At 71.6% G+C, this 11,145-nt stretch carries 12 protein-coding genes; 5 read left to right on the forward strand and 7 right to left on the reverse strand.

The window, feature by feature from the left end:
- From AC30N0_RS03920 to queA, 5 genes are all read right to left on the reverse strand, one after another.
- Positions 1-806 (reverse strand): YihY/virulence factor BrkB family protein (locus AC30N0_RS03920; RefSeq protein WP_489516625.1); only part of this gene is annotated, 806 nt, incomplete at its 3' end.
- The gene (locus AC30N0_RS03925) at positions 803-997 is read right to left on the reverse strand and encodes a CBS domain-containing protein (RefSeq protein ID WP_489516626.1); all 195 of its coding nucleotides are present in this window, start codon (positions 995-997) and stop codon (positions 803-805) included. The genes AC30N0_RS03920 and AC30N0_RS03925, both read right to left, overlap by 4 nt.
- 3 nt (positions 998-1,000) lie before the next feature.
- Positions 1,001-1,225: a CBS domain-containing protein gene (locus AC30N0_RS03930; protein WP_489516627.1), complete on the reverse strand. Its 225-nt coding sequence runs from the start codon at positions 1,223-1,225 to the stop codon at positions 1,001-1,003.
- A 116-nt stretch (positions 1,226-1,341) separates the two neighbouring features.
- Positions 1,342-2,469 (reverse strand): tRNA guanosine(34) transglycosylase Tgt, encoded by a 1,128-nt coding sequence (gene tgt / locus AC30N0_RS03935; protein ID WP_489516628.1) that lies wholly within the window; start codon positions 2,467-2,469, stop codon positions 1,342-1,344.
- 20 nt (positions 2,470-2,489) lie between these two features.
- Entirely contained in the window at positions 2,490-3,554 is a 1,065-nt protein-coding gene (gene queA, locus AC30N0_RS03940) for a tRNA preQ1(34) S-adenosylmethionine ribosyltransferase-isomerase QueA (protein WP_489516629.1), read from the reverse strand.
- Between the two features lie 19 nt (positions 3,555-3,573).
- Between queA and recG the strand changes: the two genes are divergently transcribed.
- The gene (recG, locus tag AC30N0_RS03945; protein WP_489516630.1) at positions 3,574-5,604 is read left to right on the forward strand and encodes an ATP-dependent DNA helicase RecG; all 2,031 of its coding nucleotides are present in this window, start codon (positions 3,574-3,576) and stop codon (positions 5,602-5,604) included.
- 40 nt (positions 5,605-5,644) lie between these two features.
- Here recG and AC30N0_RS03950 read toward each other — a convergent pair whose 3' ends face one another.
- Together AC30N0_RS03950 and AC30N0_RS03955 are read right to left on the reverse strand one after the other, a co-directional pair.
- Entirely contained in the window at positions 5,645-6,505 is an 861-nt protein-coding gene (locus AC30N0_RS03950) for a glycosyltransferase (protein WP_489516631.1), read from the reverse strand.
- Entirely contained in the window at positions 6,502-7,731 is a 1,230-nt protein-coding gene (locus AC30N0_RS03955; RefSeq protein ID WP_489516632.1) for a polysialyltransferase family glycosyltransferase, read from the reverse strand. Before AC30N0_RS03955 ends, AC30N0_RS03950 begins: the two co-directional genes overlap by 4 nt.
- Positions 7,732-7,804: 73 nt before the next feature.
- Here AC30N0_RS03955 and AC30N0_RS03960 point away from each other — a divergent pair, with 73 nt between their 5' ends.
- From AC30N0_RS03960 to AC30N0_RS03975, 4 genes are all read left to right on the forward strand, one after another.
- Positions 7,805-9,058, forward strand: a complete 1,254-nt coding sequence (locus AC30N0_RS03960) for a Yip1 family protein (protein WP_489516633.1) — start codon at positions 7,805-7,807, stop codon at positions 9,056-9,058.
- A gap of 33 nt (positions 9,059-9,091) precedes the next feature.
- Positions 9,092-10,021, forward strand: a complete 930-nt coding sequence (locus AC30N0_RS03965) for a hydrogen peroxide-inducible genes activator (RefSeq protein WP_489516634.1) — start codon at positions 9,092-9,094, stop codon at positions 10,019-10,021.
- 107 nt (positions 10,022-10,128) lie between these two features.
- The gene (locus AC30N0_RS03970; RefSeq protein WP_489516635.1) at positions 10,129-10,614 is read left to right on the forward strand and encodes a Dps family protein; all 486 of its coding nucleotides are present in this window, start codon (positions 10,129-10,131) and stop codon (positions 10,612-10,614) included.
- Positions 10,615-10,624: 10 nt separating this feature from the next.
- Positions 10,625-11,145, forward strand: a 521-nt coding sequence (locus tag AC30N0_RS03975) for a DJ-1/PfpI family protein (RefSeq protein ID WP_489516636.1), incomplete at its 3' end; no start/stop codon positions are given.

The following is an 11,145-nucleotide window of genomic DNA, read 5'->3' on the forward strand; positions in this document are numbered from 1 at the left end:
GCGGTCGTCAACGAGCCGTAGACGATGTTGACCTGCGACAGCGTCGCGAAGTACCAGACGAGCACGTGCCGCGTGAGCTCCCAGAGCAGCGCCGCCGTCACGCCGCCGATGAGGGCGTGGCGCCAGTCCAGCCGGCCCGCCGGCATGACCAGGTAGACCGAGGTCAGGACGAAGATCTCGCCGGCAAGGCCGAGCAGGTAGAGCAGCACGCCGGAAAATCCGCTCAGCGACCACTCCCGGCCGAACAGGTTGACGCTTTCCTTGCCGACCGCCTGCAGGCTGCCGGCGACGAGCGTCATCAACAGGAGCCCGATGCCGAGGCAGAGGATGTAGACGTACGGAATCAGCGCCGAGAAGATGAAGCGGCGCTTCTTCGCCACGACCCGGTGCACGAAGATCACCGACATCGCGTTCTCGAGCACCGTGAACGCGAGCGAGCTGAAGAAGAGCATCGTCGCGAACAGCAGCCAGCCGATCTGGTCGCGGTTGGCGAGGAAGTTGGACAGCTCCTTGACGACGGCGGTGGACTGGCTCGGCACCAGCCACTCGAGGTAGCGGCCGACGGTGCCGAGCAGCTCCTGCTGGTCGATCACGTGCGTCAGCGCGATCACGCTGAGGATCAGCAGCGGTACGATCGACAGCAGCGCGTAGTAGGCGACCGCGCCGGCCAGGAGCAGGCCCTGGTTGGCCTTGAAGGCCTTCAGCGTCTGCCAGGCGAAGCGCCCCGGGTGAAACAGGACGTGCTGAGCCGCCGGCCCGAGGAAGCGCCTGCCGAGGTAGCGCTGAAGTCGGTTAGGCGGTCTCAAGAACCCGGCGGCGTCGAGATCTCGCGCAGCGTGTCGTCCACATCGGCCGATTGTCGCGTCGCGAGGTCGCCGAGGGCGACGATGCCCACGATCTCGTTGCCTGCGTCGAGGACGGCGAGGCGGCGGACCTGCTCGTCGCCCATCTGCGCCAGCACCTGCTCGACCGTGTCGTCGGCCCGGCACCAGCGCACTTCCTAGGTCATGACGTCGGAGACCAGGGCTTCCTGCGGGATCATCCCCGTCGCCACGCCACGGATGGTGATGTCGCGGTCGGTCACCATACCGACGATGGCCTTGCCGTCGACGACCGGCAGCGAGCCGATGTCCATCTCCTGCATGCGCCTGGCGGCGGCCTGGATCGTCTCGTCGCGCTGCACGACGGCCACGCTGCGGGTCATGATGTCGCTGATCTTGGTCATGACGGACACCTTAGGGATCCGCGCTGCGCCACGGCAGGAGTCGCGGCGCCGCGTCGCTGTCGGCGGCCGGCTCGCACCGCGGTAAGGCTCTTCCGACGGCGCGACCGCGCCGACGCTCAGACCCCGCGCCGCCGGTCGCTGCGAAACCGGGCCGTCCAGGCCTCGAGGCTCTGCGTCTCGAGCGCTGTGCGCATCTCGCGCATGAGCTGCACGTAGAAGTGCAGGTTGTGCACGCTGGCCAGCATCGGGCCGAGCATCTCGCCACAGCGGTCGAGGTGGTGCAGGTAGGCGCGCGGGAAGCGGGCGCAGGCCGGGCAGGCGCAGGTCGCGTCGAGCGGCGCCTCGTCGGTCTTGTAGCGGGCGTTCCTGATGCGCAGGTCGCCGAAGCGCGTGAACAGGTGGCCGTTGCGGGCATTGCGCGTCGGCATGACGCAGTCGAACATGTCGACGCCGGCGTGCACGCCGGCGACCAGGTCCTCGGGCGTGCCGACGCCCATCAGGTAGCGCGGCTTGCGTGCGGGCAGCCGGTGCGGGGTGTGGGCGACGATGCGCTGCATCTCTTCCTTCGGCTCGCCGACGCTCACGCCGCCGATGGCATAGCCGGGCAGGTCGAGCTCGGCGAGACCGGCGACGGACTCCTCGCGCAGGTGCTCGAACATGCCGCCCTGGACGATGCCGAACAGCGCGTTCGCATTGCCAAGGCGGTCGAACTCGGCCTGCGACCGGCCGGCCCAGCGCAGGCTCATCTGCATCGAGCGGCGCGCCTCGGCCTCGCCGGTGACGCGGCCGTCCACCTCGTAGGCGGTGCACTCGTCGAACTGCATCACGATGTCGCTGTTCAGCACGTGCTGGACTCGCATGCTGACCTCGGGCGTCAGCAGCAGCTTGTCGCCGTTGACCGGCGACTGGAAGGCGACCCCCTGCTCGCTCACCTTGGCGCTGGCGCCGAGCGACCAGACCTGGAAGCCGCCGCTGTCGGTGAGGATCGGCCGCGTCCAGGCTTCGAAGCGGTGCAGGCCGCCGAACTGCTTGAGCACGTCGAGCCCGGGCCGCAGCCACAGGTGGAAGGTGTTGCCCAGGATGATCTCGGCACCCATCGCCTCGAGCGACGACGGCATGACGCCCTTGACGCTGCCGTAGGTGCCGACGGGCATGAAGACCGGCGTCTCGACCGTGCCGTGGTTCAGGGTCAGGCGGCCGCGCCGCGCCTGGCCGGCGGTGTTCAGGACCTCGAAGGACAGCATCGGGCGATTGTCGCGGCGGCTCAGGAAGCGGCACCCGGTGCGGCACGCGCCAGCAGCATCGCGTCGCCGTAGCTGAAGAAGCGGTAGCGCTCGGCGATCGCGTGCCGGTAGAGCGCCAGCACGTGCTCGTGCCCGGCGAACGCGGAGACGAGCATGAGCAGGGTGCTCTTCGGCAGGTGGAAGTTGGTGAGCAGCAGGTCGACGACGCGGAACGCGAAGCCGGGCGTGATGAAGAGGTCGGTCTCCCCGCCTGCCGGCGCGAGCACCGCCGGGTCGGACGAGCGCAGCGCCGCCGACTCGAGCGCGCGCAGGCTCGTCGTGCCGACGGCGACGATGCGGCCGCCGCGGGCCCGGGCGCGGGCGATGGCCGAGGCGGTGGCGGCGCCGACCTCGAAGCGCTCGCTGTGCATCGCGTGCGCCGACAGGTCGTCGCTGCGCACCGGCTGGAAGGTGCCGGCGCCGACGTGCAGCGTCACCGCGGCGCGCTCGACGCCGCGCGCATCGAGGGCGGCCAGCACGCCGGCAGCGAAGTGCCGCGCCGCCGTCGGTGCCGCCACCGCGCCCGGCCGTTCCGCGAACACCGTCTGGTAGCGGCGCTCGTCGTCGGCATCGTCGCCGCGCTCGATGTAGGGCGGCAGCGGCACGTGGCCATGCGCCTCGAGCAGGGCGAGCGGGTCGGCCGGGAAGCGCAGCCGGAACAGTGACCCGTCGCTGCCGGCGCGGCCGAGCACCTCGGCGTCGAAGGCGCCGGCGAAGCGGATCGTGCTGCCGGGCTTCGGCGACTTGCTGGCGCGGACCTGGGCCAGCACCGTGCCGTCGGCATCGACGCGCTCGACCAGGGCCTCGACCGCGCCGCCGCTGCCCTTGGTGCCGAGCAGGCGCGCCTTGACGACGCGGGTGTCGTTGACGACCAGGAGGTCGCCCGCCTGCAGCAGGTCGGGCAGTTCGGCGAAGCGCCGATCGGCGGGCGCCGCGCCACGCCCGTCGAGGAGGCGCGAGCCGCTGCGCTCGGCGGCCGGCTGCTGGGCGATCAGGTCGGGGGGCAGCGCGAAGTCGAAATCGGCGAGCCGGAGTGAGGTCGTCATCGAAGGGCAAAATTCTCCCATGGCCCCTGCTCCGCGATCGGCCCCCGAGAAGGCGCTGGAGAAGCTGGGGCTGCGTCGCGACATCGACCTCGCCCTGCACCTGCCGCTGCGCTACGAGGACGAGACCCGGGTCGTGCCCATCGCCTCGCTGCACGACGGCCAGACAGGCCAGGTCGAGGGCACGGTGGGCGAGTCGCGCGTGCAGTTCCGGCCGCGCCGGCAGCTCGTCGTCACGGTCTCCGACGACAGCGGCGACCTGGTCCTGCGCTTGGTCCACTTCTATCCGTCGCATCAGAAGGCGCTCGCCGCCGGCAAGCGCGTGCGCGTGCGCGGCGAGGCGCGCGGCGGCTTCTTCGGGCTCGAGATGGTGCACCCGACCTTCAAGGGCGTGACCGCCGAGACGCCGCTGCCGCAGTCGCTCACGCCGGTGTACCCGAGCACGGTGCAGCTGTCGCAGGCCTTCCTGCGCAAGGCCGTCGAGGCTGGCCTGGCGCGCGCCGACCTCGACGAGCACCTCCCGCCCGGGTACGTCCCGGCAGGGCTGCCGACGCTGCGGGAGGCCCTGGTCCGCCTGCACCACCCCCTGCCCGGCCTCGATGCGGGCGCCCTCGAGGACCGCTCGCATCCGGCCTGGCAGCGGCTCAAGTACGACGAGCTGCTCGCGCAGCAGCTGTCGCAGCTGCTCGCCAAGCGCGAGCGCGAACGGCAGCGCGCGCCTCGGCTCGCGGGCCGTGGCGCGGCGAGCCTGCACGCCGGCCTGCTCGAGGCCCTGCCTTTCAAGCTGACCCCGGCGCAGGAGCGGGTGGCCGCCGAGATCGCCACCGACATCGGCCGCGAGATCCCGATGCATCGCCTGCTGCAGGGCGATGTCGGCTCGGGCAAGACGGTCGTCGCCGCGCTCGCCGCCGCGCGCACGATCGACGCCGGCTGGCAGTGCGCGCTGATGGCGCCGACCGAGATCCTGGCCGAGCAGCACTTGAAGAAGCTGGTCGGCTGGCTGGCGCCGCTCGGCGTCACCGTCGCCTGGCTGACCGGCAGCCGCAAGGGCAAGGCGCGCGAAGCGATGCTGGAGCAGGTGGCCTCCGGCGAGGCGGCGCTCGTCGTCGGCACGCACGCGGTCATCGAGGAGCAGGTGCGCTTCGCCCGGCTCGGCCTGGCGATCGTCGACGAGCAGCACCGCTTCGGCGTCGACCAGCGCCTGGCCCTGCGCGACAAGCTGGCCGGGCTCGACCCGCACATGCTGATGATGAGCGCGACACCGATCCCGCGCACGCTGGCGATGACGCTCTTCGCCGACCTCGACGTCAGCACCATCGACACGCTGCCGCCCGGCCGCACGCCGGTCGTCACCAAGCTGTTCTCCGACGCCAGGCGCGACGAGGTCGTCGCCCGCATCCGCGACGAGGCCGGCCAGGGCCGCCAGGTCTACTGGGTCTGCCCGCTGGTCGAGGCCTCGGCCGCGCTCGACCTGCAGAACGCCACCGCCACGCACGAGCAGCTCTGCGCAGCCCTGCCGGGGCTGCGCGTCGGCCTGCTGCACGGGCGCCTGCGCGCGGCGGAAAAGGCGGCGACGATGGCGCTCTTCGAAAGCGGCCAGGTCGCCGTTCTCGTCGCGACGACGGTGATCGAGGTCGGCGTCGACGTGCCGAACGCATCGCTGATGGTCGTCGAGCACGCCGAGCGCTTCGGCCTGGCCCAGTTGCACCAGTTGCGCGGCCGCGTCGGCCGCGGCGAGGCGGCGAGCGTCTGCGTGCTGATCTACACCACGCCGCTCTCCGACACGGCCAAGGCGCGCCTGAAGGCGATGCTCGAGACCGACGACGGCTTCGAGATCTCGCGCCGCGACCTCGAGATCCGCGGCCCCGGCGAGTTCCTCGGCGCACGCCAGTCGGGCGCGCCGCTGCTGCGCTTCGCCGACCCGCTCACCGACGAGGCCTTGCTGCTGCAGGCCCGCGATGCGGCGGCGCGACTTCTCGACACCCAGCCCGGCGCGGCCGAGCGCCACATCGAGCGCTGGCTCGGCGGCCGCGCCGATTACCTCAACGCCTGAACGGCGACGTCAGCCGCCGCCGCGACGCCGAGCGGCATCGTCAGGTGCCGGCGCGCCTGGCCTCGCCGAGCCGGCCGAGGCGTTCGCGCAAGGCGCGGTGCGGCTTGAAGCCGCGATCGAGCAGCGGCGCGGCGACGCGGGCGAAGGCCGGCCACAGCGCGCGCCGCGTGCGCAGCTGCACTGGCAGCGACGGCCGGGCCCAGCCGCGGGCGACGGCGTCGTCGACCTCGGCCGCGCTCACTACGCCGGCGTCGATCGCCTCGCGCAGGTGCTCGACCCACACATCGCCGTGCCGGTGGCGCGCGTAGACCCAGGGTTGCGTCTCGATGTGCGTGAAGTGGAGCAGGCCGGTGCGGCCGGGCTCGTAGCGGTCGAGCGAGTTCCATTCGACCGGGATGCGTGCCTGCACGCGCTCCGGCGCCTCAAGGCAGACGTTGCCGACGAGCTGGTCGTAGCTGTAGCGGCCCGCGTCGAGGCCCGGGACGATCTCGTCGGGGTTCCAGCGCAGGCGGTCGCAGTCGAGCAGCATGACGCTGAACTGCTTCGGCCGCTTCGGGTCCGACGACGGCGCGTGCAGCACAGTGGCGTCGTCGAAAGGGATCTCCCACAGCTCGCGCAAGTCGCGGAAGACGAGCATGTCGGCGTCGACGTACAGGGCCCGGCCGCGGTAGCCGGCGAGCTTCGGGATCGCGAAGCGGTGGAACGAGAACTCCGTGCGCGGGTGGTTGCGCGGGTCCTCGGGAAAGGGCCAGCGCACGCTCTCCATCGTGTCGAATTCGAGCGGCATCGCGGTGTGCCGGCGCATCGAGAACTGCAGCAGCTTGCAGGCGATCGCCTGCGACGGGTCGGTGCCGACGAAGATGCGCGCCGGCGCGCCGTGGCTGGAAGGAGCAGGGGTCATGGCGGAAGGACGCTCGGTGCGGAAGCGGCTGCCGCCGCGGGGCCCGGCATGACCGCGCCGGCGTCGGGCAGCGCCGCCAGCGGCGCCGCGGCGCTGCGCACGAGCTCATTCTGCAGCGCCCAGCGACCGTCGAGCACGCGCGCCAGCGCGTCGGCGAAGCTGTACGCCGGGATGCCGTACAGGCGCGGCAGGTAGAAGATCGCCGTCGAGATGCCGCCGACACAGGCGGCCAGGCCCATGGACCCGGCGACCAGCTCGACGGGCAGCGCGAACGGCAGGTCGACCTCGCGCATGCGCCCGGGCGGGACCCCCGCGACGAGCTCGGCGAAGAACGGCTCCTGTGCGCGCGGGTGCTCCTTCCACCAGACGTCGTAGCCGCGCTCGAGGACGAGGCCGATCGCCCCGGCATAGATCGCCAGCTCGTCGGTACGGCTCAACGCGCCCCAGCGCGACAGCGTCTGCCCGAGGACGAGGACCGCCGGCCGCGGCAGCGGGGGCAGCGCGTAGGCGGCGACGGCGGGCAGGCTGCGGCAGGCGCCCAGGACCGCACGCAGCCGCTCCGCCGCGACGGCGTGCCGCGGCACGTGGGCCAGCACCTGCGGGCGCGGCCAGAGGTCGCCGAGCAGCATCCAGGTGCCGGCGATGCGGGCGGCGTGGCGCGGGTCGAGCCACCGCTTGTGGCGGCGAAAGCGCCGCACCGGCAGGCGCGCATCGAGCCAACTGCGCAGCAGTGCGGGCAGGCGCGCCGGCCACGTCAGCGAGTGCGGCTCCGGCTCGAAGGGCGTCGGCGGCTGCGGCAGGTACGAGAACAGGCCGTCCTCGTAGACTTGGACGGCGGCCTCGGGCCAGGCCTCCATCGCCAGCTTCTCGGGGGCGCGGGTCAGGAAGCACAGCCAGAGCTCGTCGACCCGCGTCAGGCCGAGGTGCTGGCGCAGGCGCTCCTTCAGGGAGTGGAACGCGGCCTGGCCGATCCTGCGGCGCACCGAGGCCATCAGCTCGAAGGCGTCGACGATGCGGTGCCAGGGCCGCGCCGCGGCGCCGACCTCGCGCATTGCCGTCTTCAAGGCCTCGCTGACGGGAACCGTTTCGTAGAGAACGAGGTGGTCCTCGCAGGCGACGGCCGCGCCTTCGTGCGCGTCGGCCTCGGCGAGGGCCGCCGCGAGCGCGACGACCTGCCAGCTGCCGAGCGCGAAAGCGACGCGGACGCAGGGCGTGCGGCTTACCATGGGCGCCGGGGCCGGGGAGTGCCCCGCCAGGCGAGGTCCGGGCCCGCTGAGGAATCATCCACGGGAGGAAGCGATGTCATTGATCGAGCGCGTGCAATCCATCCTGCTCAAGCCGAAGCAGACCTGGCCGGTGATCGCCGCCGAGGGCGGCGACGTGCCCGGCATCTTCACACGCTACGTGATGATTCTGGCCGCCATCCCTGCCGTCGCCGCGTTCATCGGCATGACGCTGTTCGGCATCGGCGGCTTCGGCCTGACGATGCGCATCCCGGTCGCGGCCGCGCTCGGCAGCATGATCGTCGGCTACGTCATGTCGCTGCTGATGGTGTTCGTGCTCGCGCTCATCGTCAACGCGCTGGCGCCGACGTTCGGCGGCACCAAGGACCAGCTCGCGGCCGTCAAGGTCGTGGCCTATTCGATGACCGCTGCCTTCGTGGCCGGCATCCTCGGCCTCCTTCCGTCGCTGGCCGTTCTCGGCTCGCTGATCGGCCTCGCCTGGGCGATCTACCTTCTCTACACCGGCCTGCCGGTGCTGATGCGCTCGCCGCCCGAGAAGGCCGGCGCGTACACCGCTGTCGTCATGGTCTGCGCCATCGTCGCCGGCATCGTGCTGGCGGCGGTGTCGGCCCTGTTCGTGAATCCGATGGGCATGGGCGGCGTCGGCGGTGTCCGGGGCGCCGGCGCGCCGGCCGGCGACGTGACCCTGAAGGGCCCGGACGGCACCTCGGTGACGATCAACCCGGGCAGCATGGAGGCGATGGCCAAGAAGATGGAAGAGGCGAGCAAGCGCATGGAAGCGGCGCAGCAGTCAGGCGACCAGGCCGCCGCCGGCAAGGCGATGGGCGACATCCTCGGCGCGATGTCCGGCAACGCGAACACGGCGCCGATCCCGGCGGCCGAGCTCAAGGCCCTGCTGCCCGAGGCGCTCGGCGACCTGAAGCGGACTGGCATGGAGGCGAGCAGCGGCTCGGCGATGGGCATCGGCGGCTCCTCGGCCAAGGGCACGTACGGCGGCGCCGACCGCAGCGTAGTCCTCTCGATCACCGACTCGGGCGGCCTCGCGGGCATGGCGGCGATGGCCGGCTGGGCCAACATGACGATGGACAAGGAGACCGACGGCAAGGTCGAGAAGGTCTACAAGGCCGGCAGCCGCACCATCCACGAGGAATACCGGAAGGACGGCAGCCAGGGCGAGATGACGGTGGTCCTCGCCAACGGCATGATCGTCGCCGCCGAAGGCCAGCGCGTCGACATGCCGGCCTTGAAGAAGGCGGTCGACGGCGTCGACCTGGCCCGACTCGAGACCCTGAAGCGGCCGGCCAAGTAGGCGCCGCGGCTCGCAGGACGGCGCCACCGGCCCATGACGCTCACCGAGCTCCGCTATGTCGTCGCCGTCGCCCGGGAGAAGCACTTCGGCCGGGCTGCGGAAGCGTGCTTCGTGTCGCAGCCGACGCTCTCGGTGTCGATCAAGAAGCTCGAGGAGGAGCTCGACGTCCGCATCTTCGAGCGCGGCGCCAGCGAGGTGAGCGTGACGCCGATCGGGGCCGAGATCGTGCGCCAGGCGCAGGCGGTGATCGAGCAGGCGGCCGAGATCCGCGAGACCGCCAAGCGGCGCAAGAACCCGCTCGACGGCCCGCTCGCCCTCGGCGTGATCTACACCATCGGCCCCTACCTGCTGCCCGAGCTCGTGCGCCAGGCCATCGAGCGGGTGCCGCAGATGCCGCTCATGCTGCAGGAGAACTTCACGGCCAAGCTGCTCGAGCTGCTGCGCTCCGGCGAGCTCGACTGCGCCATCATGGCCGAGCCGTTCCCCGACACCGGCCTGGCCGTGGCGCCGCTGTACGACGAGCCGTTCATGGTCGCAGTGCCGAAGAACCACCCGCTGGCCAAGCGAAAGTCGGTCAGCGCCGACGAGCTGAAGCAGGAGAAGATGCTCCTGCTGGGCACCGGCCACTGCTTCCGCGACCACGTGCTCGAGGTCTGCCCCGAGTACGCGCAGTTCTCGCCGCCGGGCGACGTCGGCGGCATCCGCAAGACCTTCGAGGGTTCGTCGCTCGAGACGATCAAGTACATGGTCGCCTCCGGCATGGGCGTGACCGTGGTGCCGCAGCTCTCGGTGCCCGACGATGAGCAGGCGCACATCCGCTACGTGCCGTTCACGGCGCCGGTGCCGACCCGCCGCGTCGTCCTGGCCTGGCGGCGCAGCTTCACCCGCTACGAGGCGATCGCCGCCCTGCGCAACGCCATCTACGCCTGCGAGCTGAAGGGCGTCACCCGCCTGACCGGTTGAGCCCGCGGCCCGCCGCGCCCCGCGCCTATGGCAGGGCTAAGGAAACGCAATTCGCGCCCGGGGCGCATCGCGGGTAGCCTGTCGACTTTCGGCTCGAAGGTTTCTCCATGGCTCACCCTGCCCCTCGCATCAACATCGGCATCGACGAACAGGACCGTCGCGCGATCACCGACGGCCTGGCGAAGCTGCTCGCCGACACCTACACGCTCTACCTGACGACGCACAACTTCCACTGGAACGTCACCGGCCCGATGTTCAACACGCTGCACCTGATGTTCATGGAGCAGTACACGGAGCTCTGGAACGCGGTCGACCCGATCGCCGAGCGGATCCGCTCGCTCGGCTTTCCGGCGCCCGGCTCGTACGCGCAGTTCGGCGCCCTCAGCTCGATCAAGGACGTCCCGGTCGTTCCGCCGCCGGCGCTCGAGATGGTGCGCATCCTCGTCGAGGGCCACGAGGCCGTCGCCCGCACGGCGCGCAGCATCTTCCCCACCGCCGAGAAGGCCGCCGACGAGCCGACCGCCGACCTGCTGACGCAGCGCCTGACGGTGCACGAGCAGACGGCCTGGATGCTGCGCAGCATGCTCGAGTAGGGCGTCGACCTTGCCGCCCCTGCTCGGGCCACGGCCGATGCGCGTGGCCATCGTCACCTTCGACGGCTTCAACGAGCTCGACTCGTTCATCCCCCTCGGCCTGCTGAACCACCTGTCGGTCGAGGGCTGGAAGGCCGAGATCGCCGGGCCGACGCGGCACCTGACCTCGATGAACGGCGTCACCATCGAGGCGCAGCAGCCGCTCGAGTTCGCCAACGAGGCCGACGTCGTCCTCTTCGGCAGCGGCCTCTACACGCGCGCCATCGCCGAGGACAAGGGCCGCACCGGCTCGCTGCTCGATCGCCTGGTGCTCGACCCGCTGCGGCAGACGATCGGTGCCCAGTGCTCGGGCGCCCTCCTGCTCGCCCGGCTCGGCCTGCTCGCCGACATGCCCGCGTGCACCGACCTGACGACGCGGCCCTGGCTGATGCAGGCCGGCGTCCGCGTCGAGGACGCGTCCTTCCACGCCCGCGGCCCGGTCGCGACCGCCGGCGGCTGCCTCGCGTCGCAGTACCTCTCGGCGTGGGTGAT

This window comes from Rhizobacter sp. (assembly GCF_031412495.1).
GTDB lineage: Bacteria > Pseudomonadota > Gammaproteobacteria > Burkholderiales > Burkholderiaceae_C > Schlegelella_A.

Coding starts and splice junctions, on each gene's coding strand:
- AC30N0_RS03930 (WP_489516627.1), bottom strand. CDS start 1,225: ATGACCAAGATCAGCGACATCATGACCCGCAGCGTGGCCGTCGTGCAG.
- AC30N0_RS03960 (WP_489516633.1), top strand. CDS start 7,805: ATGTCATTGATCGAGCGCGTGCAATCCATCCTGCTCAAGCCGAAGCAG.
- AC30N0_RS03955 (WP_489516632.1), bottom strand. CDS start 7,731: ATGGTAAGCCGCACGCCCTGCGTCCGCGTCGCTTTCGCGCTCGGCAGC.
- tgt (WP_489516628.1), bottom strand. CDS start 2,469: ATGCTGTCCTTCGAGGTCCTGAACACCGCCGGCCAGGCGCGGCGCGGC.
- AC30N0_RS03965 (WP_489516634.1), top strand. CDS start 9,092: ATGACGCTCACCGAGCTCCGCTATGTCGTCGCCGTCGCCCGGGAGAAG.
- AC30N0_RS03970 (WP_489516635.1), top strand. CDS start 10,129: ATGGCTCACCCTGCCCCTCGCATCAACATCGGCATCGACGAACAGGAC.
- AC30N0_RS03950 (WP_489516631.1), bottom strand. CDS start 6,505: ATGACCCCTGCTCCTTCCAGCCACGGCGCGCCGGCGCGCATCTTCGTC.
- queA (WP_489516629.1), bottom strand. CDS start 3,554: ATGACGACCTCACTCCGGCTCGCCGATTTCGACTTCGCGCTGCCCCCC.
- recG (WP_489516630.1), top strand. CDS start 3,574: ATGGCCCCTGCTCCGCGATCGGCCCCCGAGAAGGCGCTGGAGAAGCTG.